Source organism: Cupriavidus sp. 05L411, assembly GCF_056398045.1.
Genome location: NZ_JBFTOQ010000021.1, coordinates 1 through 24,369, shown reverse-complemented (window position 1 = coordinate 24,369; position 24,369 = coordinate 1). Strand labels below are relative to the sequence as shown.

Genomic DNA, 24,369 nt, shown 5'->3' with positions numbered 1-24,369 from the left:
TGGCGCAGGGCCGGTGTACCGCTATTGTGACGTCAAATGCCTCAGGAAGCCAGTTGCTTCCAGGTATCGACCACCGAATCCGGATTCAGCGAGATCGACTTGATGCCTTCCTTGGCCAGCCACAGCGCAAAGTCCGGGTGGTCCGAGGGGCCCTGGCCGCAAATGCCAACGTACTTGTCCAGGCGCAGCGCGGTAGAGATAGCGCGCGACAGCATGAACTTGACGGCCGGGTCGCGTTCGTCGAAGTCCTTGGCCAGCAGCTCCATGCCGGAGTCGCGGTCCAGGCCCAGCGTGAGCTGGGTCAGGTCGTTCGAGCCGATCGAGAAGCCATCGAAGTACTGCAGGAACTCTTCAGCCAGGATGGCGTTGGACGGCACTTCGCACATCATGATGACGCGCAGGCCGTTTTCGCCGCGCTTCAGGCCGTGCTTGGCCAGCAGCTCGATGACCTTCTCGGCCTGGCCGAGCGTGCGCACGAACGGCACCATGATCTCGACGTTGGTCAGGCCCATGTCGTCGCGCACGCGCTTCATGGCCTTGCATTCCATCTCGAAGGCTTCGGCAAAGTCTTCGGAGATGTAGCGCGAGGCGCCACGGAAACCCAGCATGGGGTTTTCTTCGTCCGGCTCGTAGCGCGAACCGCCGATCAGCTTCTTGTACTCGTTGGACTTGAAATCCGACAGGCGCACGATGACCGGCTTGGGGTAGAACGCCGCGCCGATGGTGGCGATGCCTTCGGCCAGCTTGTCCACGTAGAACGCGCGCGGGCTGGCATGGCCGCGGGCCACGCTTTCCACGGCCTTCTTCAGGTCGGCATCGACTTGCGGGTAGTCGAGGATGGCCTTCGGGTGGACGCCGATATTGTTGTTGATGATGAACTCGAGGCGGGCCAGGCCAACACCCTGGTTCGGGATCTGGCAGAAGTCGAAAGCCAGTTGCGGGTTGCCGACGTTCATCATGATCTTGACGTCGATGTCCGGCATTTCGCCGCGCTGCACTTCGGTAACCTCGGTTTCCAACAGGCCATCGTAGATGCGGCCTTCATCGCCCTCGGCGCACGACACCGTCACCAGCGTGCCGTCCTTGAGCAGGTCGGTGGCGTCGCCGCAGCCGACCACGGCGGGCACGCCCAGCTCGCGCGCAATGATGGCCGCGTGGCAGGTACGGCCGCCGCGGTTGGTCACGATGGCGGCGGCTCGCTTCATCACCGGTTCCCAGTTGGGATCGGTCATGTCGGCAACCAGCACGTCGCCGGGCTGCACGCGTTCCATTTCGGACGGGTCATTGATCACACGGACGCGGCCGGTGCCGATCTTCTGGCCAATGGCGCGGCCGCTGGTGAGCACGGGCGCGGTGCCCTTGAGCTTGAAGCGCTGCTCTGCCTTGCCGGCGGACTGGCTCTTCACCGTTTCCGGGCGGGCCTGCAGGATGTAGATCTTGCCGTCGCGGCCGTCCTTGCCCCACTCGATGTCCATCGGGCGGCCGTAGTGCTTCTCGATGATCATCGCGTACTTGGCCAGCTCCGACACATCGGCGTCGGTGATGGAGTAGCGGTTGCGCAGTTCGATGGGCACGTCGACGGTCTTGACGCGGCCGGCTTCGCCCGGCGCGGTGAATTCCATCTTGATCAGCTTGGAGCCGATCGAGCGGCGGATGATCGGGTACTTGCCCGCTTGCAGCGTGGGCTTGAAGACGTAGAACTCGTCCGGGTTGACCGCGCCCTGCACCACTGTTTCGCCCAGGCCATAGCTGGAGGTGATGAAGACGACATCGGGGAAGCCGGATTCGGTGTCGATGGTGAACATCACGCCTGCGGCGCCCACATCCGAGCGCACCATGCGCTGCACGCCAGCGGACAGSGCGACGATGTCGTGCGCGAAGCCCTTGTGCACGCGATAGGAAATGGCGCGGTCGTTGTACAGCGAGGCGAACACGTGGCGGATCTTGTCCAGCACATCGTCAATGCCGCTGACGTTGAGGTACGACTCCTGCTGGCCGGCGAACGATGCATCCGGCAGGTCTTCGGCGGTCGCCGACGAACGCACGGCGAACGAAGCCTCGGCGCCTTCGCGCTCTTCGGCACGCGCGTAGAACTCGCGGATTTCCTTTTCCAGGCGGGGCTGGAACGGCGCTTCGATGACCCAGTTGCGGATCTCGGCACCAGCTTCGGCCAGGGCCTTGACGTCATCGACGTTGAGGGCCTTCAGGCGATCGGAAATGCGTTGGGTCAGGTTGCTGTGGGCGAGGAAGTCGCGGAAAGCCAGCGAAGTGGTGGCAAAGCCGCCGGGCACACGCACGCCAGCCTCGGCCAGCTGCGAGATCATCTCGCCGAGCGACGAATTCTTGCCGCCCACGGTTTCCACATCTTCCTTGCGCAACTGCTCGAACGGCAGCAGGTATGCGCCGTCAATTGCCGGGTTGTTCATAAAAGCCTCAAAACAAAGTAAGAAACCTGTTGCTGACGCCCGGAATATTGTTGGAGTTCTGCTACCGGACGGATCGCTTGGCTAAACAGCCCCAGCGGCTCACAATCGGTGTGCGATCGTGATTGCTGCAGCGCACATTGTTGACAATTCGTGGCCGAATCGTTGTACCAACAGCGCTGGCGGAATTGCTTAGCGAAAAGATCGCCGCTATTCTACCGTGCCGCACCGCACTTTCGCGGAACGCGGATTCAAAAATAATTGTCCATACATGTCCCTCCCCGACGCTCCCCAGCCCGACGCTCCCGCCGCGCCACTTGCGCCGCAGCACCCCCAGGAACCGCGTAAGGAGGAGGAGGAGCGCCCCGCCATCCGCACGGTCTTTATCGTCTCCGATGGCACCGGCATTACCGCCGAGACCTTCAGCCACTCGATCCTGGCCCAGTTCGAGATGCGTTTCCGCAAGGTGCGCATGCCGTTCGTCGACACGCCCGAAAAAGCGCATATCGCAGTGGGCAAGATCAACGAGGCGTTCTACGCGGAGGGCGTGCAGCCCATCGTCTTCACCACCCTGGTCAACCAGGAGTCAAACAAGGCGATCCGCCGCGCCAAGGCCATGATCCTGGACATGTTCCAGACTTTCATCGAGCCGCTGGAGAAGGAACTCGGCCTGAAGTCCACCCATGCAATCGGCCGTTTTCACCAGAACGCGGACACCGAGGCCTACCAGAACCGCATCGAGGCGATCAACTTCTCGCTCGCGCATGACGATGGCCAGTCGCACAAGAACCTGGCCGAGGCCGACATCATCCTGGTGGGCGTGTCGCGCAGCGGCAAGACCCCGACCAGCCTTTACCTTGCCATGCAGTACGGGCTGAAGGCGGCCAACTACCCGCTGATTCCAGACGACTTCGAGCGTGGCAAGCTGCCCACCGCGCTCTACGCGTTCAAGAGCAAGATCTTCGGATTGTCGATCAACCCGCAGCGCCTGGCCGAGATCCGCAACGAGCGGCGTCCGGGCAGCAAGTACGCCGCGCCGGAAAACTGCCGCTACGAGGTCAACGAGGCCGAGGCCATGATGCGCCGCGAGGGTATCAAGTGGCTGTCGTCCACCCACAAGTCGATCGAAGAGATCGCCACCACGATCCTGCAAGAGATCAAGGTGGACCGCGACAGCAACTATTGAGTCAGCTGACGCCGCACGGCGGGCGCGCAGGCCCGTCAGTGCGGCGAAGTGGTGGCAGGCTTAACCAGGACGGCGCTGCCGCACCGCCTCGAACAGGCAGATCGCCGTCGCGGCCGCCACATTCAGCGACTCCAGCCCACCCGGCTGGGGAATGCCCACCGTGCGGCTGACCTTGGCCATCCACTCCGGGCTCACACCCGCGCCTTCATTGCCGACCACCCAGCCTACCGGCGCGCGCAGGTCCGTGTCGAACACAGCTGCCTGCGCGTGCGAGGACGTGGCCAGCAGCGGCACCGCGAGGCGCGGCGCCAGCATGTCGAGCGTGCAGTGCTCGACAATGTTCAGGTGGAAATTGGCGCCCATGGCAGCACGCAGCGTCTTGGTGGACCAGGCGAAGGCGCTGCCCGTGACGAGGAAGGCGTGCTGGATGCCTGCGGCCGCGGCGCTGCGCAGGATAGAGCCGACATTGCCGGCATCCTGGACGCCGTCCAGGATGATGCAATCGGTGTCGATATGCGATGGCAGGTGGCCGGAGGGCGTATCGATGACCAGCATCAGGTCGATGCCGTTGACCACGCCGGCGATCAGATCGAACAAGGCATCCGCCAGCAGGACTACGCGCTCGGGCTCGATCTGCCTGAGCAGCTGCGCCACCTCGGCATGATCGTAGTGCCGCTCCGACACCACGCACTGCACCGGCTGGCCCAGCGCGTCCAGGTAGGCTTGTGCCAGGTGCACGCCATCCAGCACCGACTGCCCCGCCTTGCGGCGTGCATGCGTGGAACCAGTCAGTGCCTTGAGGTGCTTGAACAGCGCGTTTTCGCGCGACGTGACGTGTTTCACTGTAGCGGCTCCGGGAATGCTGGCGCCGGGATGGCGGCCACGGGCGCGATCCGCCCCATCGCGATGGCTTCGCGCACGGGCGCAAACGAGCGCCGGTGGTGCGGCGTGGCGCCGAACTCGGCAAGCGCGGCCAGGTGCTGCGGCGTGCCGTAACCTGCGTGGGCATCGAAGCCGTACTGCGGGTATGCGGCATGCAGCACCAGTAGCTCGCGGTCTCGCGCCACCTTGGCAAGGATGGAAGCCGCCGAGATGGCCTGCACCTTGGCATCGCCTTTCACGATGGCCTCGACCGCAAAGCGCACCTGCGGGCAGCGGTTGCCGTCGACCTGCACCAGGTCCGGCTCCAGGCCGGAATCAGCCAGGCCGTGCACGGCACGCTGCATGGCCAGCATGGTGGCATGCAGGATGTTGATCGTGTCGATTTCTTCCACCGAAGCCTGGGCGATATGCCAGCCCAGGGCGCGCTCGCGAATCTCGTCGAACAGCGCCTCGCGGCGGCGCGCGGTCAGCACCTTGGAGTCCGCCAGGCCCTGGATCGGGCGAGCCGGATCCAGCACCACAGCGGCGGCGTAGACCGGGCCGGCCAGCGGGCCCCTGCCCGCTTCATCCACGCCGCACAAATGGCGTACCTGCGCGGCGGTGCCGGCCAGGTCAAAGCCGAGCTGGGCCGAATCGCCCTTGGCGGTGGCTGTAGGTCGGCGCGCCATTACACGCCCCTCCGCTGCCGGATCAGGTCGGCGACCACAGCCGAAGCGATCTCGGCGGTATTGCGTTTAAGCGTCTGGTGCATCTGGGTGAAATGGTCGCGCAGGAACGCGGTATTGCCTTCGTCGTTCAGCTGCAGCAGYGTCTCGCGCGCCAATGCCTCGGGCGTGGCATCATCCTGCAACAACTCGGGCACGACAAAACGCCCGGACAGGATGTTGGGCAGGCCCACATACGGCAGGTAACCCTGCCGCTTCATGATCTGCGCGGTCAGCCAGGGCACCTTGTACGAAATCACCATGGGCTTCTTGTACAGCGCGGCTTCCAGCGTGGCGGTACCGCTAGCCAGCAGGATCACGTCGGCGGCTTCCATGGCCAGGTGAGACTGCCCGTCGATGATGGTCAGCGGGATCTGCGGATACTGCTGGTGCAGGCCCACGACGATCTCTCGCAGCGGCGCGCTGGCAACGGGCAGCACAAAGGCGAGATTGCCGTCCATGCTGTGCATGCGCGCCATGGCCGCGAAGAAAGTCGCGCCCAGGTTGCGCACCTCGGACTGCCGGCTACCGGGCAGCACGGCCACCACACGCAGCCCGGCCGGCAGGCCAAGCTTCTCGCGGGCGCCCTGCGTGTCCGGCACCATCGGAATCACGTCGGCCAGCGGATGGCCCACATAGGTGGCGGGAATCCCCGCGCGGGCGTAGATCTCCGGCTCGAACGGAAACAGGCACAGGATGTGGTCGACCGCGCGCGCGATGGTGCGGATGCGCCCGCCGCGCCAAGCCCAGATCGACGGGCTGACGAAGTGCACCACCGGAATGCCGGCACGGCGCAGCGGCACCTCGAGCCCGAAGTTGAAATCCGGCGCGTCCACGCCGATAAAGCACAGCGGCGGCTGCGCCAGCAGCTTTTCCTTGATGGCGCGGCGCGTGGCGAGAATCTCGCGCAGCGAGCCCAGCACCTCCACGTAGCCGTTGACCGAGAGCGTGTCCATCGGCCATTGCGACTCGAACCCCTGCGCCATCATGCGTGGGCCGCCAATGCCGGCGTAGCTCACTTCACCGAGGCGGGCCTTGAGCCCGCCCATCAACAGGGAGGCAAGCAGGTCGCCGGAGTTCTCGCCAGCCACCATGGCAATGGTGCCGCGATTTCCCGCGCCCGCCGCAACCGGCATGGCCTCCATGGCCGGTAGGACACCGTCGACCATGGCTGTATCCGGCTTCAGCGCACAATGCCGCGCTGCGTGGCGGCAATGAAGTCGAGGAAATCCTGCAACGGAGCCGTGGCGGTGCCTTCGGCCTGCGCAATCAGTTGCGCGATCTCGTTGCGGGCGGCTTCAAAGCTCAGGTCGGACTTGTACAGTACCTTGTAAGCCTGGCGCAGGGCCGCGATCTGCGCGGCGTCAAAGCCACGGCGGCGCATGCCTTCCACGTTGATGCCGTGCGGCGTCGCCTTATTGCCGCCCTTGTCGCCAGCGGCGATCACGAACGGAGGCAGGTCCTGCACCAGGGCCGAGGCGCCGCCCAGCATCGCGTGCGCGCCGATGCGCACGAACTGGTGCACCCCGCTCATCCCGCCAAGAATGGCCCAGTCGCCCACCTGCACGTGGCCGGCGATCTGCGCGTTGCTGGAGAACACCGTGTGGTTGCCCACCTGGCAATCGTGCGCGATGTGCACGTAGGCCATGATCCAGTTGTCGTCGCCGATGCTGGTCACGCCCTGGTCCTGCACCGTGCCGGTGTGGATGGTGGTGAATTCGCGAATGGTATTGCGATCACCGATCACCAGCCGGGTCGGCTCGTTGCGGTACTTCATGTCCTGCGGCGTGCCGCCCACCGAAGCGTAAGGCCCGATGCGGTTATCCGCGCCAACAGTGGTATGCCCTTCGATGGTGGTATGCGCGCCCACCTGGGTACCGCTGCCAAGGCGCACGTGGGGACCCACGATGGAAAACGGCCCGACGGTCACGTCGGCTGCAAGCTCGGCCTTCGGGTCAACCAGTGCGCTGGGATGGATTTGCGTCATGCGTCCTGTCCTATGGTCTGAGATGAAAAGATTGAACGGTCAACACAATGAGCCGAATACGTCCAAGACTCGCCTTCAGGACGTAGCCCTGAAGGCGGGTTTCTAGTCGGCTTGTTTGACGGTGCACATCATCTCAGCTTCACAAGCCACCTTGTCGTCGACAGTGGCAAATGCCTTGAACTTCCAGATGCCGCGGATATAGCGCTCGACAGATACCGTCATGTGGAGCTGGTCGCCCGGCGTCACGACCTGCTTGAAGCGCGCGCCGTCGATGCCGACCAAGTAATACAGCGAGTCTTCCTTGCGCTCTACGTCTTCGCCGAAGGTCAGCAAGCCGGCCGACTGCGCCAGCGCTTCGAGGATCATCACGCCCGGCATCACGGGGTGACCCGGGAAATGGCCCTGGAAGTACGGCTCGTTCATGGTGACGTTCTTCAGCGTTTTGATACGCTTTTGCGGCTCCAGTTCAAGCACGCGGTCTACCATCAGGAACGGGTAACGATGCGGCAGCAGCTTGAGGATCTTGCGGATGTCGATATCGACGGCGTTCATGGTTTTTTCTCTTCGGTATGCTGGATAGATTTGCCGGCGTCCTGCCCTTGCAAGCGCTTCTCGAGCTGGATCACGCGATCACGCAATTTGCTCAGGCCTCGCAAGGTGGCTGCGGTGCGTTCCCACTCGCCATGCGGCTGGACCGGGAACACGCTGGTGAAATGCCCGCCGGGCTTGGAAATGGATTTAGTGATCGAAGTGCCACCGGACACCGTGGTGCGGTCGGCAATGTTCAGGTGGCCGGCAAAGTTGGCCGAGCCCCCGATCACGCAGAAGCGCCCGACCTTGGTACTGCCGGCAATCGCCGCGCATCCCGCGATCACAGTATGCGCGCCGACCCGCACGTTATGCGCGATCTGTACCTGGTTGTCGATCTTGCAGCCGTCCTCGATGATCGTGTCGGCCATGGCGCCGCGGTCGATGGCGGTATTGGCGCCGACCTCGACGTCATTGCCCAGCACAGCGCGGCCGGTCTGGGGAATCTTGACGTATTCGACGCCAGCCGGGCCGATGTCCGGGGCGAAGCCGAAGCCATCCGCACCCAGCACCACACCGCTGTGCAGTATGCACCTCACGCCCACCACGCACTGGTGATAGACCGAGACATTGGCGAAGATCAGCGTGTCATCGCCGATCTGCGCCCCGGCGCCGACAAAGCTGTTGGCCAGGATACGCACCCGCTCGCCAAGCCTGGCCCCGCTCTCGATCACCACGTTGGGGCCGATAAAGCAGGACGCCGGCACCACGGCATCGGGCGCCACGCTGGCACGCGGGTCGATGCCGGTACGGTGATCGGTATTGGCGCGTCGATCGAACCCCTGCGCGATACGTGCAAAGCACACATAGGGATTGCGTGCCACCAGCCAGTTGCGGCCGCCGGCCTGCCCTTCGGCGCGAATGCGCTCCAGGTCGGCCGCCGACACGATCACGGCGCCGGCACCGGAGGCCAGCGCCTGCGGCAGGTATAGGGGATTCGAGAGAAACGAGAGCTGGTCGGGGCCGGCCTGGTCGAGCGGCGCGAGGCCGCGCACGGCGAGGTCGGGATCACCCACAACCTGCGCGCCGGTATCGGTGGCGAGCTGACCCAGTGTGGGTGTTTGCATGGCAGTACTTCCTTGGACGGCGAAAACTGGCAGCTTACTTGCTGCCGGCGTTCAGCGCTTTCATCACATCGTCGGTAATGTCGATGCGAGGATTGACGTACACGGCCTCTTGCACGATCAGGTCGTACTTGCGCTGCTCCGCAAGCTGACGGATCACGCGGTTGGCGCGCTCCAGCACCTGGGCCAGTTCCTCGTTGCGGCGCTGGTTCAGGTCCTCGCGGAATTCACGTTGCTTGCGCTGGAATTCGCGATCGAGATCGGCCACTTCGCGTTGACGGCGCTGGCGGTCGGCATCGGCCAGCACGGCGGTGTCCTTGTCGAGCTTGTCGGCCATGCCCTTGATCTTCTGGGCCATGTCCTGCAACTCGCGGTCGCGCTTGGAGAACTCCTGCTCCAGCTTGACCTGGGCCTGCTTGGCAGGCACCGAATCACGCAGGATACGCTCGGAATTGACCGCGGCGATGCGCGCTTCCTGCGCCATGGCGGGCGCGGCTGCCAGCAGCGCGCCAGCCGTCAGCGCAGCCGCCGTCAGGTTCTTGATCAATGGGAATGTTGTTTTCATGAATCCGTTCCTCAATCTTCTATCTTCTATGCCCGATCAGAATGCAGTACCGATCTGGAACTGGAAGCGCTGTACCTTGTCGGTCTCGTCCTTCTTCAGCGGGAAGCCCACGCTGATCTTGAGCGGACCGATCGGCGACAGCCAGGACATGCCCAGGCCCGTCGAATACTTGAGCTGGCTGAACAGTATCGGGGCCCCTTCCTCGTACACGTTACCGAAGTCGAAGAAGGTGAACAGGCGCAGCGTCCGGTCCACACCCGAACCCGGCAGCGGGAAGATGAATTCGACGTTGCCGATCATCTTGGAAGCGCCACCAATCGGGTTGCCGTTCTGGTCCTTCTTGCCCAGCGTGCTGGTCTGGTAGCCGCGAACCGAGCCGATACCACCGGCGTAGAAGTTCTTGAACACCGGGAACGGCGTATTGCCATAGCCGTGACCGTAAGCCACTTCACCGTTGAAGGCCAGCGTGAAGGCCTTGGACAGCGGATAGAAATATTGCTGCTGGGCACTGGCGCGATAGTACTGCGTATCGCCGCCGGGCACGCCCACTTCAAGGTTGACCTGCGTGTAGGGTCCCTTGGTCGGGACCAGCGCGCTGTCGCGGCGGTCGCGGGCCCAGCCGATCGTGAACGGGAAGTTGTTGATCGGATCGCCGCTCGACTTCCCGATCTTGGTCAGCCACTGGCCGTACTGAATCGGCGTGTTCGGCGAGATGGTCACCTGGGTACGCTCGTAGCCGATGCCGAAGAACACGGTATCCGTTTCCGTGAACGGCACGCCGAACTTGACGTTGCCGCCCTCCGAAACGATCTTGTAGTCCTGGTCGCCGGTGTAATACAGCGGCCGCGACGTACGATAGTAGATATCGGTCGAGCGGCTGATGCCGTCCACCGTGAAATACGGATCGTATTGCGTCAGCGAGATTGTGCGGAAGGACTTCGCGGTGTTCACGTCCAGGCCAAGGCTGGTACCCGACCCGAACACGTTGTCCTGGCGCAGGCCGGCTTGCAGCACCAGCTTGTCCGTGGAGGAGAAACCCAGGCCCAGGCTGATCTGTCCGGTCGGCTTCTCGGTCACGTTGACGTTCACATCGACCTGGTCGGGCGCGCCGGGCACGTCCTCGGTGGTGATGTTGGTGTCGGTGAAGTAGCCGGTACGGTTGATACGGGCCTGCGATTGTGTCAGCTTTTCGCTGTCGAACCACGAGCTTTCCATCTGACGCATTTCGCGGCGCACCACTTCGTCGCGCGTCTTGCTGTTGCCCACCACGTTGACGCGGCGCACATAGACGCGACGGCCCGGATCGACCATCAGGGTCAGCGCGACTTCACGCTTTTCCTTGTCGATCTGCGGCTGCGGGTTGATGGTGGTGAACGCGTAGCCGTAGGTGCCCAGCAGGTCAGTAATGGCCTTGGTGCTCTGGGTCAGCTTCTCGGACGAAAAGACCTCGCCCTTCTGCAGCTTGAGCAGTTTTTCCATCTCGGCCTGCTTGCCGAGCAGCTCGCCCGCGAGGCGGATGTCCGACACCTTGTACTGGTCGCCTTCCTTGATGTTCAACGTCAGGAAGATGTCCTTCTTGTCCGGCGTGATCGACACCTGCGTCGATTCAATAGCGAACTCGAGGTAGCCGCGGTTCAGATAGTACGAACGCAGTGCTTCCAGGTCGGCGGTGAGCTTTTGCTTGGAATACAGGTCGTTCTTGGTGTACCAGGACAGCCAGTTCGGGGTCGACAGCTGCATTTCATCGCGCAGCGTGCTTTCCTTGAAGGCCTTGTTGCCAACGATATTGATCTGGCGGATCTTGGCCACCGGACCTTCGTCGACATTGAACACCACCGATACGCGGTTGCGGTCAACCGGGGTGATCGTGGTCTGGATGTCGGCGGCATAGTAGCCGCGCGCCACGTACTGGCGCTTGAGCTCCTGCTCTGCCTTGTCGATCAGGGCCTTGTCGTAGTACCGGGCCTCGGCCACGCCCACCGCGCGCAGCGAGCGGCGCAAGGTGTCCTTGTCGAATTCCTTGATGCCGACGAACTCGAGCTGCGAGATGGCGGGGCGCTCTTCCACCTGGACTACCAGCACGCCGTCCTCGGAACGGATCTGGACATCCTTGAAGAACCCGGTGTTATACAGGGCACGAATGGCGTCCGCGCCCTTGTCGTCGCTGAAGGTTTCGCCGACCTTGACCGGCAGGTAGCCGAACACCGTACCCGGCTCGACCCGCTGCAGGCCCTCGACACGAATGTCCTTGACGACGAATGGCTCCGCGGCCCAACTCACTGGGGTCCAGGCCGCGATGATGGCACTCGCCAGCACGCCCAGCGAGATGCGCTTATGTCTGATCAATCTTGATCCCCTCTTTGATTCCATGCAGGATTGGGCTCCGATGCTTCACGGGGCTGCGCCTTGGCTCGGCATCCGGCGCGGGGTGTCAGTGACACCCGCACGCCGCAGCCGGCAACCTATGTCTAGCCGCGCGCTAAAAACAGCCGGCTGACATCGTTGAACAAGGCGAGCGAAGTCAGGAGCAAGACGCAGGCAATGCCGACCTTCTGCAGCACAGCCTGCCAGTGGTCTGGTACGGGCCTGCCAGTCAAAAATTCAACGCAATAATACAGCAAATGACCCCCATCCAATACCGGAATAGGTAACAAATTCAATACACCGAGGCTAACACTGACCAACGCCAGGAAGCCGACAAAGGGCTGCCATCCGAGGTGAGCGGCGCGCCCCGCGTAGTCCGCCACGGTCAGCGGGCCGCTCAGGTTCTGCAGCGAAGCCTGCCCCACCAGCATCTTTCCGAGCAGCTTGAGCGAGAGCGCGCTGGTGTTCCAGACCTGCCCGACCGCGCGGCTCAGCGCCTCGACCGGCTGGTAGCGCACGGTTTCCATCTCGACCGCCTGGCTCAGCGCGGCGCCCAGCTTGCCGGTGGCGGCGGCTGCCGCGCTGGCACCCTCCGCCGCGGGGACCGTATCGAGCTTCACGGGCACATCCAGGCGCCGGCCCTCCCGCTCGATGCCAAGCGCGACCTCGGCGCCTGGCCGCGCCCTGACCCCGCGGATCAGTTCGCCAGCCTGGGTCAGTGGGCGTCCTTGCCAGGCCACCACGCGATCGCCCTGGCGCAGGCCAGCGCGTTGCGCGGCGGAGTCCGGCAAGACTTCAGTGATCGTCACCGGCCCGCCCTTGAGGGCCAGCCCCAGCGTGGCAAGCGGGTCTTGTTCGGGATTGCCGCCGGTGTTCGGCAGCCGCGGCAGCTTCACATCCCGCTCGGCGCCATCGGCAGCGCGCACGTGCAGCACCGCGCTGGCGTCGCCAAAACCCTGGGCGAACACGGCCATGCGCAGGTCGTTCCAGGAACGCACCTGCTCGGTCTCGCCGTTGGCCTGCAGCGCCAGCACGCGGTCGCCCTCGCGCAAGCCCGCCGCCGCCGCGGGGGTGCCGGCAGGCGGCGCCGCGACGATGGGCGCGGCCTCGCGCATGCCGCCGGCAAACAGCACGAAATACAGCACGATGGCCAGGGCAAAGTTGGCCAGCGGCCCGGCTGCCACGATCGCGAAGCGCTTGGCCACCGGTTGCCGGTTGAAGGCGCGTGGCAGATCCGCAGGATCGAGCGGCGCGTCATGACCCRGATCGCTCTCCCGCTCATCGAGCATCTTGACGTAGCCGCCGAGCGGAATCGCGGCGATGGTCCACTCGGTACGGTCCCGCCCCTTGGACACCCAGCGTACCAGTGGCCGCCCGAAGCCGATCGAGAAGCGCAGCACCTTGACCCCGCACAGGCGCGCGGCCAGGTAGTGACCCATTTCGTGGAAATAGATCAGGATGCAAAGGGCAGCGACGAAAGCAATTACAGTTTGCATGGCAGGCAGCTTGTCGTCAGGGGCCGGAACGCCCCGATGGCACAAAGTAGACACCGGGCACGAGGCGCGGCAACCGGTGCGCCGGCATCGGCCGGCGCGCCGCTATTGTCGCCGATCCCGGCCGCGCCGCCACCGGCGTCAGCACGAACGCGCGCTTTCCAGCAAGGCGCCGGCGCGGCGGCGCGCATCCTGGTCGACGTCCATCACGCCTTCCAGCGTGTCGACACTGCCCGGCGAGGCCTGCGCCAACACCTGGGCCACGATGCGCGCGATGTCGGTAAAACGGATCCGGCCTTGCAGGAAGGCCTCGACGGCAACCTCGTTGGCGGCGTTCAGGACGGCCGGGGCCACCCCGCCCGCCCGCAAGGCGTCGAACGCCAGGCCCAGGCAGGGAAAACGCGCCAGATCCGGGGTTTCGAAGGTCAGGGCGCCGGCACGGGTAAGGTCCAGCGGGGAAACGCCCGCGTGCATGCGCTCGGGATAGGCGAGCCCGTAGGCGATCGGCGTACGCATGTCCGGGTTGCCGAGCTGGGCCAGCACCGAGCCGTCCGCGTAGGACACCATCGAATGCACGATGCTCTGCGGGTGGATCAGCACCTCGATGCGGTCCGCCGGCGCGGCGAACAGCCAGTGCGCCTCGATCACCTCCAGCCCCTTGTTCATCATGGTGGCGGAGTCGACCGAGATCTTGCGGCCCATCACCCAGTTCGGATGGGCACAGGCCTCGTCCGGCGAGATATCGTGCAAGGTGGCCGGGTCCCGAGTCCGGAACGGGCCGCCGGAAGCCGTCAGCAGGATCTTCGAGACGCCTGCGCTCAGGCGCGGATCGTCCGCCGGCAGGCACTGGAAGATGGCATTGTGCTCGCTGTCGATCGGCAGCAGCGTGGCGCCGTGCTCGCGCACGGCATCCATGAAGAGCCGGCCCGACATCACCAGCGCTTCCTTGTTGGCCAGCAGCACGCGTTTGCCCGCCCGCGCCGCGGCCAGCGTGGGACGCAGCCCGGCGGCGCCGACGATGGCGGCCATCACCGAATCGGCCGCGGGATCGACCGCCACCGCTTCCAGTGCCCCTTCGCCATAGCCCACCTCGGTTTTGATGCCGTCGGCACGCAACAGCGCCTGCAGCTCGCTCGCAGCCTGGGCGGTGCCGACCACGGCGTGCGCCGGGCGGAACTCGCGGCACTGCGCCGCCAGCTTGTCGACCTGCCGGTGCGCCGTCAGCGCATGGACGGCATAGCGCTCGGGGTGGCGCTTGACCACATCAAGCGTACTCTCCCCGATCGAGCCGGTGGCACCCAGGACGGTAATACGACGCATATCAGATCAACTCAAAGATAGATGGCCAGCAAGGCGGCCAGCGGAAACACGGGCAACAGCGCGTCGATCCGATCGAGCACGCCGCCATGGCCGGGCAACAGCCGGCTGCTGTCCTTCATGCCAACCTGGCGCTTGAGCAACGACTCGAAGAGATCGCCGACGACGCTGGCGACCACCAGCAGGGTCGACAGCAGCGCCACGACAGCCAGGCCGTTGTGGTCGGCCATGCGAGAGAACCAGGTCGGGGAAAAAGCTTGGGTAGCGGCCAGCCCGAGTGCGATCAGCAGCACCAGCAGCCAGCCGCCGAGGGCGCCTTCCCAGGACTTGCCCGGGCTGATGGTCGGGGCAAGCTTGCGCCGCCCGATCGCCTTGCCAACGAAATAGGCGCCGATATCGGCAGCCCAGACCAACACCGCAACGGACAGCAGCACCCCGATGCCCAGCTCGCGCAGGATCAGGGTGGCATGGCCGAACGCCGGCAGCATGAACAAGCCGAGAATGGCCCCCAGCAAGGTAAAGGACGGGCTCGCCTGGCGCACGCCGCGCGCCAGAAGCACCACGGCGACGCCCCAGCAGGCCACGCCGATCTGCATCAGGCGCGTCAGCGCCTGGCGGTCTGCGGCGTCATGCCAGCCGATCAGGGCGACCAGGCAGGCCACCGCATAGACATAGGGCCAGAAGCCGCGCAGCCCGATCAGGCGGCCAAATTCCCAGCCCGCCAGGACGACGATCACCGCCACCAGACCGGCCAGCGCCGACGGAGGCGCCAGGAACAGGATCGGCAGGATCAGCAGCAACAGGCATACGGCGGTGATGACACGGGTAAGAAGCATGCGCTGCGGGATTCCGGTGAAAAAATGGAAAACGGGCTTCAGGCGGTGCCGGAAAGGCCGGGTGGTGCGACCACTTGCGCGCTGGTACGGCCGAAGCGGCGCTCGCGCTGCCGGTACGAGGCAAACGCCTTGTCGAGCTCCGCAGCGCTGAAATCCGGCCAGAACACGTCGGTGAAATAGAGCTCGGAGTAGGCCAGCTGCCACAGCAGGAAGTTGCTGATGCGCTGCTCGCCGCCGGTGCGGATGAACAGGTCCGGCTCCGGCGCGTAAGCCATGGCCAGGTGCGGCGCGAGCACGGATTCGTCCACGGATTCCGGATCGAGCATGGGCGAGCGCGCCAGCATCTTGCGCATGGCCTGGAGCAGGTCCCAGCGGCCGCCGTAATTGGCGGCGATGGTCACCGTCAGGCCGGTGTTGCCGTCCGTGCGGGCCTCGGCATCGGCGATCAGCTGCTGGATGCGCGGGCTGAAGCGGCTCAGGTCGCCAACCACCCGCACCCGGATGTTGTTGGCGTGCATCTTGATCACCTCACGGCGCAGCGCGGTCATGAACAGCCGCATCAGGAACGAGACTTCGTCCGCCGGGCGGCGCCAGTTCTCGGAACTGAACGCGAACAGGGTCAGGTACTGCACGCCACGCGCGGCGCAGGCCTCCACCACGGCCCGGACGGCATCCAGGCCACGGCTGTGGCCGGCTACGCGTGGCAGGTGCCGCTGGGTCGCCCAGCGGCCGTTGCCATCCATGATGATGGCGACGTGGCGGGGCACATAGGTAGAGTCGGGGACGCTGAGCGTGGAACTGATGTGATGCATGATGGGAAACGGTACCGGACACGGCGGCGGCTGGCAAGCCGCCGCATCATGCGTCACACCGTCATGATCTCCTTGTCCTTCTCAGCGACCATCCTGTCGATCTCGGCAACGAACTTGTCGGTCAGCTTCTGGACATCGTCCTGGCCGCGGCGCTCGTCGTCCTCGGAAATGGCTTTGTCCTTGACCAGCTTCTTGAACTGCTCGTTGGCATCGCGGCGCAGGTTGCGCACGGCGATCTTGGCGCCCTCGGCCTCGCCCTTGACGACCTTGGCGAGTTCCTTGCGGCGCTCTTCGGTCAGCATGGGCATGGGCACGCGGATAGTCTCGCCCATGGTCGACGGGTTCAGGCCCAGGTCCGCGTCGCGGATGGCCTTCTCGATGGCGCTGACCATCTTCTTTTCCCAAGGCTGCACGCTGATGGTGCGCGAATCGGCCAGGCCGACGTTGGCCACCTGGCTGATCGGCACCGGGGAGCCGTAGTAATCCACTTGCACGTGGTCGAGCAGACCTGTGTGTGCACGACCAGTGCGAATCTTGGCCAGGTCGGCCTTGAACGCTTCAATGGTCTTTTGCATTTTCTGCTCGACGCTCTTCTTGGTGTCGGCGACGCTCATCTTTACCTCCGAAAACGGGTAACCATGATCCCGGACGGCGGGATCGAAAATGAATCATTCTACTCTTTGCCGGCACGCGCGCCACCTTCGGCGGCAGCGCGCCAGCGCCTGGTGCAGCACTTATACGTGCACCAGCGTACCTTCGTCTTCGCCCAGGATTACGCGTTTGAGCGCGCCCGGCTTGACGATGGAGAACACCTTGATCGGCAGCTTCTGGTCGCGGCACAGGGCGAATGCCGTAGCATCCATCACCTGCAGGTTGCGTGAGATAGCCTCATCAAAGGAGATGGTGGTGTAACGCGTGGCGCTGGGGTCCTTCTTGGGGTCGGCGGTGTAGACGCCGTCGACCTTGGTCGCCTTGAGCACGATCTCCGCGCCGATTTCCGCGCCGCGCAAGGCCGCCGCGGTATCGGTGGTGAAGAACGGGTTGCCGGTGCCGGCGGCGAAGATCACCACCTTGCCCTCCTCTAGCTGGCGGATGGCGCGCGGGCGGATGTAAGGTTCGACCACCTGGTCCATGCGCAGGGCCGACTGCACGCGGCCCACGATGTCGGCGTGGCGCATGGCGTCCTGCAGGGCCAGCGCATTCATCATGGTGGCCAGCATGCCCATGTAGTCGGCCGTCGCACGGTCCATGCCCGCTGCCCCGCCGGCCACGCCGCGGAAAATATTGCCCCCGCCAATCACCACCGCGACCTGGACGCCCAGCCTCACGATCTCGGCGATGTCATTGACCATGCTTTCGATGGTGGAGCGGTTAATGCCGAAGGCATCATCGCCCATCAGGGCCTCGCCGGACAATTTCAGTAGGACGCGCTTATAGGCTGGCATATTGATCCCCGGAGCTGGTTCGGCTCGTTCTGTTGAGCCGGATATTTGAAGGCAGGCGGCACGGATCGGCGTGCCGCCGCTATAAAAGCCGGTTTTCGGGGTGGCCTGGCTCCGGCACGGCAACAGCGCGATAACACACGAAAACTCGCGTTCAAAGCGCCCCTGGGGCACGGCAGGTCAGACGACTGCGGAAACGGGCTACCAAGCCCGCGCCGCACGGGTAAGCGCGGCGCGGTCATTTGTGCCGAGGGGCACCTTGCGGTGCCCCTCGGCATTATACGGCGACCGGTGGGGCACCCTACCGGGCACCCTGGCCGCCAGGACTTCAGGCCTTTTGGGCAGCTGCCACTTGGGCGGCCACTTCAGCGGCGAAGTCGTCCTGCTTCTTCTCGATGCCTTCACCGACCACGTACAGGGTGAAACCCTTGACCGTGGTGTTGGCGGCCTTGAGCATCTGCTCGACGGTCTGCTTGTCGTTCTTCACGAAGGTCTGGTTGAACAGCGACACTTCCTTCAGGTACTTCTGCACCGAGCCGTCAACCATCTTGGCGACGATTTCGGCCGGCTTGCCCGATTCGGCAGCCTTTTGCTCGGCGATGCTGCGTTCCTTGGCGATCAGGTCGGCGGGCACGTCGGCGGACGACAGCGACACCGGCTTCATCGCGGCAACGTGCATGGCCACGTCCTTGGCGGCGGTTTCGTCGCCGTCGAACTCGACCATCACGCCGATGCGGGTGCCGTGCAGGTAAGCAGCCAGCTTGCCGCCATTGGCGTAGCGGGCAAAACGGCGGATCGTCAGGTTTTCGCCGATCTTGCCGATCAGGGCGGTACGGGTGGCTTCCACGGTCACGCCGTCGATTTCCAGCGCCGACAGCGCTGCCACGTCGGCCGGGTTCTGCTTGGCGACCAGTTCGGCGACCTTGTTCGAGAACGCCATGAAGTCATCGTTCTTCGACACGAAGTCGGTTTCGCAGTTCAGTTCCACCAGCGCGCCGGTGGTACCTTCGATGAAGGACACGACCACGCCTTCGGCGGTCACGCGCGAAGCGGCCTTGCTGGCCTTGTTGCCCAGCTTGACGCGCAGCAGCTCTTCAGCCTTTTCCAGGTTGCCTTCGGCCTCGGTCAGGGCCTTCTTGCATTCCATCATCGGCGCGTCGGTCTTCGCGCGCAGTTCTGCCACCATGCTTGCGGTAATTGCCGCCATTTGTCACTCCTTGAATGGTTCGCCCCGCCCTACCCCGCCGTCGATGTGGCGCGATCCGGGACCGGAGGTAAGTTCAACTTCACCCGCGCCAGATCATGCCAGGGGCGGATGACAACAATTCGAAAAAAGGGGGCGTAAGATTCGCCCCCTCGGTTGCCGGAAAGCCCCCGGCTGCGCGCAGCGCCCCGACCCAGGGGCCGGTTGGCTAGCGATGATGTGTCAGCTTGCGATGCGCGCGGTACGGGGTCCTCTCGGCAGCAAGCCTTTAGGCTTCTTCGACTTCGACGAAATCGTCGCCGCCGCGTGCGGCTTCAACCACGTCCTGCACGGCGTTTGCACGGCCTTCCAGGATCGCGTCGGCCACGCCGCGCACGTACAGGGCAACTGCCTTGCTCGAGTCGTCGTTGCCCGGGATCACGTAGTCGATGCCTTCCGGCGAGTGGTTGGTATCGACCACGCCGATGACGGGCACGCCCAGCTTCTTGGCTTCGGTCACGGCAATCTTGTGGTAGCCGACGTCGACCACGAAGATGGCGTCAGGCACGCCGCCCATGTCCTTGATGCCGCCGATGGACTTTTGCAGCTTGTCCATTTCGCGCTCGAACATCAGGGCTTCCTTCTTGCTCATGGTTTCCAGCGCGCCAGCTTCCTTGGCGGCTTCCATGTCCTTCAGGCGCTTGATCGAGATCTTGACGGTCTTGAAGTTGGTCATCATGCCGCCGAGCCAGCGGGCATCGACGTAAGGCATGCCGGCGCGGCCTGCTTCTTCAGCCAGGATTTCGCGCGATTGACGCTTGGTGCCCACGAACAGCACGGTGCCGCGGTTTGCTGCCAGTTGACGCACGTACTTCAGCGCGTCCTGGAACATCGGCAACGTCTTTTCGAGGTTGATAATATGGATCTTGTTGCGATGGCCGAAGATGTACGGAGCCATCTTGGGGTTCCAGWAGCGGGTYTGGTGGCCGAAGTGGMMRCCGGCTTCCAGCATTTCGCGCATGGTMACGGACATGAAAAATCTCCAAAAGGGTTAGGTCTGAAGTCCGCCCCGACATTCCTGAAAAGGAACACCCCGGATGGACGGACTCGCAATTTCAATAACTTTGTATTTAATAAGCGCAAGGCGCCTGTCAAATACCGCAGCACAGTAGCGACTGCCCGGCCCGCCAGCTGCTGCCCGCAAGGCCACATCGGCCTGCCAGGTAGCCGCAAGAAGGCTAGCCAGCGATTGTAGCAACAAAATAGGACTTCGCTCAAGGGGCCACTTGCCATGGAAAGCAGGCGCCTGTAGCCGGCGAAGCCCGTTTTCGGCTGCGGTTGGTGCCCGATGGTGCGATAATCCCACTTTCAGATTCAATTTGAGGCGCAGCCCGTGGCTTCGCCGCCACTTTTGCGAGCAGCATGAGCATCCATATCAAGAACGCCGACGATATCGCCCAAATGCGGGTAGCCTGCCGGCTGGCCTCCGAGGTCCTCGACTACATCACGCCCTTCGTCAAGCCGGGGGTCACCACCGGCGAACTCGACCGGCTGTGCCACGCCTATATGTGCGATGTGCAGGGCACGGTACCCGCGCCCCTGAATTATGCGCCGCCCGGCTACCCCCCCTTCCCCGGCGCCATCTGCACGTCGGTCAACGACGTGATTTGCCATGGCATCCCGGGCGAGCGCGTGCTGAAGTCCGGCGACGCGGTGAACCTCGACATCACCGTGATCACCAAGGAAGGCTACTACGGCGACACCAGCCGCATGTTCATTGCCGGTGAGGGCTCGATCCTGGCCAAGCGCCTGGCGCAGATCACCTTCGAATGCATGTGGAAGGGCATCGCCCAAGTGCGCCCCGGCGCCCGCCTCGGCGATATCGGCCATGTGATCCAGGTCCATGCGGAAGCGGCCGGCTATACCGTGGTGCGCGAGTACTGCGGCCATGGCATCGGCAAGAACTTCCACGAGGACCCGCAGATCCTGCACTACGGCCGCCCCGGCACCGGCATGGAAATCCAGGCCGGCATGATCTTCACGATCGAGCCGATGGTCAACGCCGGCAAACGCGATATCCGCACGATGCCCGACCACTGGACCGTCAAGACGCGTGACCGCAGCCTGTCCGCGCAGTGGGAGCACACCATCCTGGTGACCGAGACCGGCTACGACGTGCTCACCGTCTCCGCGGGCACGCAGGCGCCGCCGTCGTTCGTCACTGATTCTGTTACAGCCTGACGCTACGGGCGCCAAAGTTGGCGCCCTTCTTGTTTCAGCCGTCCCTTCGATGCCCCAAGCCCTAGCCATGGACGCCACGCCGGAAATCATCCTCGCCACCCGTGTTCGCGATCAGTTGAAAGCCGACAAGCAGGCCGTGTTCGCGGACTTCAACGCGCACGGCCATGTCGGCCACCTGCTGACGCGCCTGCGGCGCGCGGTCGATGCCGCGCTGGTCGAAGCCTGGCGCGGCCTGGGCCTGCCGGACGACAGCGCGCTGGTGGCGGTGGGCGGCTACGGGCGCGGCGAGCTGTTCCCGTTTTCCGATGTGGATGTGCTGCTGTTGCTGCCATCGGAGCCCGACGAGGACACCACCTCCAGGCTGGAGAAATTCATTGGCCTGTGCTGGGACCTGGGCCTTGAAATCGGCTCCGCCGTGCGTACCGTGGACGACTGCATCCGCGAATCGCGCCAGGACGTGACGATCCAGACGTCCTTGCTGGAAGCGCGCCTGCTGACGGGCAACCGCAAGCTGTTTGCCGAGCTGCAGACGCGCTACCAGGCCGACCTGGACCCGCGCGCCTTCTTCCAGGCCAAGCTGCTGGAAATGCGCCAGCGCCACGCCAAGTACCAGGACACACCCTATTCGCTCGAGCCCAACAGCAAGGAAAGCCCCGGTGGCCTGCGCGACCTGCAGGTAATCCTGTGGATGACCAAGGCCGCCGGGCTGGGCGACAGCTGGAAGGAACTGTTCGAGCGCGGGCTGCTGAGCGAGCGCGAAGCGCAGGAACTCGCCCGCAACGAGCGCCTGCTCAAGACCATCCGCGCGCGCCTGCATCTGGTGGCCGGGCGCCGCCAGGACGTGCTGGTGTTCGACCTGCAGACCGCGCTGGCCGAGGCCTTCGGCTACCGCCAGAACAATAACAAGCGCGCCAGCGAGCAGCTGATGCGCCGTTACTACTGGGCAGCCAAGGCGGTCACGCAGCTCAATATTGTGCTGCTGCTCAATATCGAGGCCATGTTGTTCCCGAGCGAGTCCAAGGTGACGCGCGTCATCAACGAGCGCTTCGTGGAACGCCAGGGCATGCTCGAGATCACCAGCGACGATCTCTACGAGCGCGAGCCCCACGCCATCCTGGAGACCTTCCTGGTGTACGAGCGCACGCCGGGCGTCAAGGGCTTGTCGCCGCGCACGCTGCGCGGACTGTACAACGCCCGCACGGTGATGGACGCGAGCTGGCGCAACGATCCGGTGAACCGCCGCTTGTTCCTCGCCATCGTGCAGGAGCCGCAGGGCATCACCCACGCGCTGCGCCTGATGAACCAGACCAGCGTGCTGGGCCGCTACCTGATCAACTTCCGCCGTATCGTCGGGCAGATGCAGCACGACCTGTTCCACGTCTACACGGTGGACCAGCACATCCTGATGGTGGTGCGCAACATGCGCCGCTTCGCCATCGTCGAGCACACGCACGAGTTCCCCTTCTGCAGCCAGCTGATGGCCACCTTCGACCGCCCCTGGGTGCTGTGGGTGGCGGCGCTGTTCCACGATATCGCCAAGGGCCGTGGCGGCGATCACTCCAAGCTCGGCACGGCGGATGCGCGTCGCTTTTGCAAGCAGCACGGCATCGAGCGCGAAGATGCCGACCTGATCGCCTGGCTGGTCGAGCATCACCTGACCATGAGCCATGTCGCGCAGAAGCAAGACCTGACCGATGCGGACGTGATCCATGCCTTCGCCCGCGTGGTCGGCACCGAACGCTACCTGACCGCGCTCTACCTGCTGACCGTGGCCGATATCCGCGGTACCAGCCCCAAGGTGTGGAACGCGTGGAAGGGCAAACTGCTGGAAGACCTCTACCGCATCACGCTACGCGTGCTGGGCGGCGCGCGCGTGGACCCGCACTCGCTGTGGGCTCAGCGCAAGGACGACACCATTGCGCAGCTGCGGCTCAAGGCGTTCGACCCGGAACTGGGCAAGCCATTGTGGGCCCAGCTCGACGTGGCCTTCTTCCTGCGCCACGACGCGCGCGACATCGCCTGGCTCACGCGGCACCTGTACAACAAGGTGGACAGCCCGGTGCCGGTGGTCAAGGCGCGCCTGTCGCCCGCGGGCGAAGGCCTGCAGGTGGCGGTCTACGTCAAGGACCAGCCCGACGTGTTCGCGCGCATCTGCGGCTATTTCGAGCGCAAGAGCTTCTCCATCCAGGAAGCCAAGATCCACACCACGCGCCACGGCTATGCGCTGGATACCTTCCAGGTGACCGACCCGGGCATCAGCAGCGATGCCAGCGGCAACTACCGCGACATCATCGCGCTGGTGGAGCATGAACTGGCCGAGCGCCTGCAGCAGCAAGGCGCGCTGCCGGAACCCGCCCAGGGGCGGTTGTCGCGCCAGTCGCGCAGCTTCCCGATCAAGCCGCGCGTGGACCTGCGCCCCGACGAACGCGGCCAGTACTACCTGCTTTCCTTGTCGGCCAACGACCGCACCGGCCTGCTGTACGCGATCTCCCGCGTACTGGCCAAACATCGCACCTCGGTGCATACCGCCCGCATCAATACGCTCGGCGAGCGGGTGGAAGACGTTTTCCTGGTCGATGGCAGCCGCCTCGCCTCGGATAACAAACTGCAGTTACAGCTTGAACAGGACCTGCTGGCGGCGCTGGCCATCTAGGCCGGACGCCCCACATAGAAGATATGACCGATAGCAATTCGCCCAAGCGCAAGACGCTGGGCATCAAGACCGCCGCGCCCGAGGGCAATGCCCGCAAACTCGCCGCCACCCGGCCGGTGCGGGTGTCCGACCTGAACCGCGGACGCGTGCGCGCCGTGGTCGACGGCATCAAGCAGGCACAGGAACGCGCCGGCGGCCGCAAGAAAGCGGAAGACGCTGGCCAGCGCCCGCCGCGCGGCCCGCGCACGGGCGAAGGCCAGGATCGGCCCCGCCGCTTTGCCGGCGACAGCAACGACCGCCCACGCAATTTCGGCTCCGGCGAAGGCCAGGACCGTCCGCGCCGTTTCACCCCGGGTGAAGGCCAGGATCGGCCCCGCCGCTTTGGCGGTGAAGGCAACGACCGCCCACGCAATTTCGGCTCCGGCGAAGGCCAGGATCGGCCCCGCCGCTTTGCTGGCGAAGGCAACGACCGCCCGCGCAATTTCGGCTCCGGCGAAGGCCAGGACCGTCCGCGTCGTTTCACCCCGGGTGAAGGCCAGGATCGGCCCCGCCGCTTTGGCGGTGAAGGCAACGACCGCCCGCGCAATTTCGGCTCCGGCGAAGGCCAGGACCGTCCGCGCCGTTTCACC

19 protein-coding genes and 2 pseudogenes are annotated in these 24,369 nt (G+C 64.7%); 4 read left to right on the top strand and 17 right to left on the bottom strand.

What is annotated here, in order from left to right; translation table 11 throughout:
• Positions 1 to 41: 41 nt before the first annotated feature.
• Positions 42 to 2,426 (bottom strand): phosphoenolpyruvate synthase, encoded by a 2,385-nt coding sequence (gene ppsA / locus AC1DQR_RS23335; RefSeq protein ID WP_416048773.1) that lies wholly within the window; start codon positions 2,424 to 2,426, stop codon positions 42 to 44.
• Between the two features lie 268 nt (positions 2,427 to 2,694).
• On the opposite strand from ppsA, the gene ppsR reads away from it, so the two are divergent.
• Positions 2,695 to 3,609, top strand: a complete 915-nt coding sequence (ppsR, locus tag AC1DQR_RS23330; protein ID WP_416048774.1) for a posphoenolpyruvate synthetase regulatory kinase/phosphorylase PpsR — start codon at positions 2,695 to 2,697, stop codon at positions 3,607 to 3,609.
• 60 nt (positions 3,610 to 3,669) lie between these two features.
• Here the strand turns inward: ppsR and AC1DQR_RS23325 are convergent, their stop codons facing one another.
• The 16 genes from AC1DQR_RS23325 to rpsB all read right to left on the bottom strand — a co-directional run bounded on the left by AC1DQR_RS23325 (position 3,670) and on the right by rpsB (position 19,879).
• On the bottom strand, positions 3,670 to 4,452 hold the full coding sequence (locus AC1DQR_RS23325) for a TrmH family RNA methyltransferase (protein WP_416048775.1): 783 nt from the start codon (positions 4,450 to 4,452) through the stop codon (positions 3,670 to 3,672).
• Positions 4,449 to 5,159, bottom strand: coding sequence for a ribonuclease HII (rnhB, locus tag AC1DQR_RS23320; RefSeq protein ID WP_416048776.1), 711 nt, complete (start codon positions 5,157 to 5,159; stop codon positions 4,449 to 4,451). Before rnhB ends, AC1DQR_RS23325 begins: the two co-directional genes overlap by 4 nt.
• Positions 5,159 to 6,364, bottom strand: a complete 1,206-nt coding sequence (gene lpxB, locus AC1DQR_RS23315; RefSeq protein ID WP_477133878.1) for a lipid-A-disaccharide synthase — start codon at positions 6,362 to 6,364, stop codon at positions 5,159 to 5,161. Before lpxB ends, rnhB begins: the two co-directional genes overlap by 1 nt.
• A 14-nt stretch (positions 6,365 to 6,378) precedes the next feature.
• Positions 6,379 to 7,182 carry an acyl-ACP--UDP-N-acetylglucosamine O-acyltransferase gene (lpxA, locus tag AC1DQR_RS23310; protein ID WP_174425182.1) on the bottom strand — a complete coding sequence of 268 codons (804 nt, stop codon included), beginning with the start codon at positions 7,180 to 7,182 and terminating at the stop codon, positions 6,379 to 6,381.
• 102 nt (positions 7,183 to 7,284) lie between these two features.
• Positions 7,285 to 7,734, bottom strand: a complete 450-nt coding sequence (gene fabZ, locus AC1DQR_RS23305) for a 3-hydroxyacyl-ACP dehydratase FabZ (protein WP_253928189.1) — start codon at positions 7,732 to 7,734, stop codon at positions 7,285 to 7,287.
• Positions 7,731 to 8,837: a UDP-3-O-(3-hydroxymyristoyl)glucosamine N-acyltransferase gene (gene lpxD / locus AC1DQR_RS23300; RefSeq protein WP_477133877.1), complete on the bottom strand. Its 1,107-nt coding sequence runs from the start codon at positions 8,835 to 8,837 to the stop codon at positions 7,731 to 7,733. Before lpxD ends, fabZ begins: the two co-directional genes overlap by 4 nt.
• Positions 8,838 to 8,871: 34 nt before the next feature.
• Positions 8,872 to 9,399: an OmpH/Skp family outer membrane protein gene (locus AC1DQR_RS23295; RefSeq protein WP_416048779.1), complete on the bottom strand. Its 528-nt coding sequence runs from the start codon at positions 9,397 to 9,399 to the stop codon at positions 8,872 to 8,874.
• Between the two features lie 36 nt (positions 9,400 to 9,435).
• A complete protein-coding gene (gene bamA / locus AC1DQR_RS23290) occupies positions 9,436 to 11,769 on the bottom strand; it encodes an outer membrane protein assembly factor BamA (RefSeq protein WP_416048780.1) in 2,334 nt (777 codons plus the stop codon).
• A 98-nt stretch (positions 11,770 to 11,867) separates the two neighbouring features.
• A complete protein-coding gene (gene rseP, locus AC1DQR_RS23285) occupies positions 11,868 to 13,259 on the bottom strand; it encodes an RIP metalloprotease RseP (protein ID WP_477133876.1) in 1,392 nt (463 codons plus the stop codon).
• Positions 13,260 to 13,397: 138 nt separating this feature from the next.
• Positions 13,398 to 14,576: a 1-deoxy-D-xylulose-5-phosphate reductoisomerase gene (gene ispC, locus AC1DQR_RS23280; RefSeq protein WP_416048782.1), complete on the bottom strand. Its 1,179-nt coding sequence runs from the start codon at positions 14,574 to 14,576 to the stop codon at positions 13,398 to 13,400.
• 11 nt (positions 14,577 to 14,587) lie between these two features.
• Positions 14,588 to 15,409, bottom strand: coding sequence for a phosphatidate cytidylyltransferase (locus AC1DQR_RS23275; RefSeq protein ID WP_477133875.1), 822 nt, complete (start codon positions 15,407 to 15,409; stop codon positions 14,588 to 14,590).
• A 38-nt stretch (positions 15,410 to 15,447) separates the two neighbouring features.
• A complete protein-coding gene (locus AC1DQR_RS23270) occupies positions 15,448 to 16,221 on the bottom strand; it encodes an isoprenyl transferase (RefSeq protein ID WP_174425188.1) in 774 nt (257 codons plus the stop codon).
• 53 nt (positions 16,222 to 16,274) lie between these two features.
• A complete protein-coding gene (gene frr, locus AC1DQR_RS23265) occupies positions 16,275 to 16,835 on the bottom strand; it encodes a ribosome recycling factor (RefSeq protein ID WP_043346946.1) in 561 nt (186 codons plus the stop codon).
• Positions 16,836 to 16,955: 120 nt separating this feature from the next.
• Positions 16,956 to 17,666 (bottom strand): UMP kinase, encoded by a 711-nt coding sequence (gene pyrH, locus AC1DQR_RS23260; protein WP_043346948.1) that lies wholly within the window; start codon positions 17,664 to 17,666, stop codon positions 16,956 to 16,958.
• Positions 17,667 to 17,991: 325 nt separating this feature from the next.
• The gene (gene tsf, locus AC1DQR_RS23255; protein ID WP_416048783.1) at positions 17,992 to 18,870 is read right to left on the bottom strand and encodes a translation elongation factor Ts; all 879 of its coding nucleotides are present in this window, start codon (positions 18,868 to 18,870) and stop codon (positions 17,992 to 17,994) included.
• Between the two features lie 265 nt (positions 18,871 to 19,135).
• On the bottom strand, positions 19,136 to 19,879 hold the full coding sequence (gene rpsB / locus AC1DQR_RS23250; RefSeq protein WP_477133874.1) for a 30S ribosomal protein S2: 744 nt from the start codon (positions 19,877 to 19,879) through the stop codon (positions 19,136 to 19,138).
• A 386-nt stretch (positions 19,880 to 20,265) separates the two neighbouring features.
• On the opposite strand from rpsB, the pseudogene map reads away from it, so the two are divergent.
• The 3 genes and pseudogenes from map to AC1DQR_RS23235 all read left to right on the top strand — a co-directional run.
• A pseudogene (map, locus tag AC1DQR_RS23245) lies at positions 20,266 to 21,087 on the top strand (type I methionyl aminopeptidase); the annotation flags it as partial.
• A gap of 67 nt (positions 21,088 to 21,154) precedes the next feature.
• Entirely contained in the window at positions 21,155 to 23,740 is a 2,586-nt protein-coding gene (locus AC1DQR_RS23240; RefSeq protein WP_174425213.1) for a [protein-PII] uridylyltransferase, read from the top strand.
• A gap of 23 nt (positions 23,741 to 23,763) precedes the next feature.
• Positions 23,764 to 24,369 (top strand): annotated as a pseudogene (locus AC1DQR_RS23235) (pseudouridine synthase); the annotation flags it as partial.

Excerpts from the sequence above, each read along its gene's own strand:
- AC1DQR_RS23295 (WP_416048779.1), bottom strand. The coding sequence starts at position 9,399 with ATGAAAACAACATTCCCATTGATCAAGAACCTGACGGCGGCTGCGCTG.
- lpxD (WP_477133877.1), bottom strand. The coding sequence starts at position 8,837 with ATGCAAACACCCACACTGGGTCAGCTCGCCACCGATACCGGCGCGCAG.
- ispC (WP_416048782.1), bottom strand. The coding sequence starts at position 14,576 with ATGCGTCGTATTACCGTCCTGGGTGCCACCGGCTCGATCGGGGAGAGT.
- AC1DQR_RS23275 (WP_477133875.1), bottom strand. The coding sequence starts at position 15,409 with ATGCTTCTTACCCGTGTCATCACCGCCGTATGCCTGTTGCTGCTGATC.
- pyrH (WP_043346948.1), bottom strand. The coding sequence starts at position 17,666 with ATGCCAGCCTATAAGCGCGTCCTACTGAAATTGTCCGGCGAGGCCCTG.
- fabZ (WP_253928189.1), bottom strand. The coding sequence starts at position 7,734 with ATGAACGCCGTCGATATCGACATCCGCAAGATCCTCAAGCTGCTGCCG.
- rnhB (WP_416048776.1), bottom strand. The coding sequence starts at position 5,159 with ATGGCGCGCCGACCTACAGCCACCGCCAAGGGCGATTCGGCCCAGCTC.
- frr (WP_043346946.1), bottom strand. The coding sequence starts at position 16,835 with ATGAGCGTCGCCGACACCAAGAAGAGCGTCGAGCAGAAAATGCAAAAG.
- ppsR (WP_416048774.1), top strand. The coding sequence starts at position 2,695 with ATGTCCCTCCCCGACGCTCCCCAGCCCGACGCTCCCGCCGCGCCACTT.
- lpxA (WP_174425182.1), bottom strand. The coding sequence starts at position 7,182 with ATGACGCAAATCCATCCCAGCGCACTGGTTGACCCGAAGGCCGAGCTT.
- AC1DQR_RS23270 (WP_174425188.1), bottom strand. The coding sequence starts at position 16,221 with ATGCATCACATCAGTTCCACGCTCAGCGTCCCCGACTCTACCTATGTG.
- AC1DQR_RS23240 (WP_174425213.1), top strand. The coding sequence starts at position 21,155 with ATGGACGCCACGCCGGAAATCATCCTCGCCACCCGTGTTCGCGATCAG.
- tsf (WP_416048783.1), bottom strand. The coding sequence starts at position 18,870 with ATGGCGGCAATTACCGCAAGCATGGTGGCAGAACTGCGCGCGAAGACC.
- bamA (WP_416048780.1), bottom strand. The coding sequence starts at position 11,769 with ATGGAATCAAAGAGGGGATCAAGATTGATCAGACATAAGCGCATCTCG.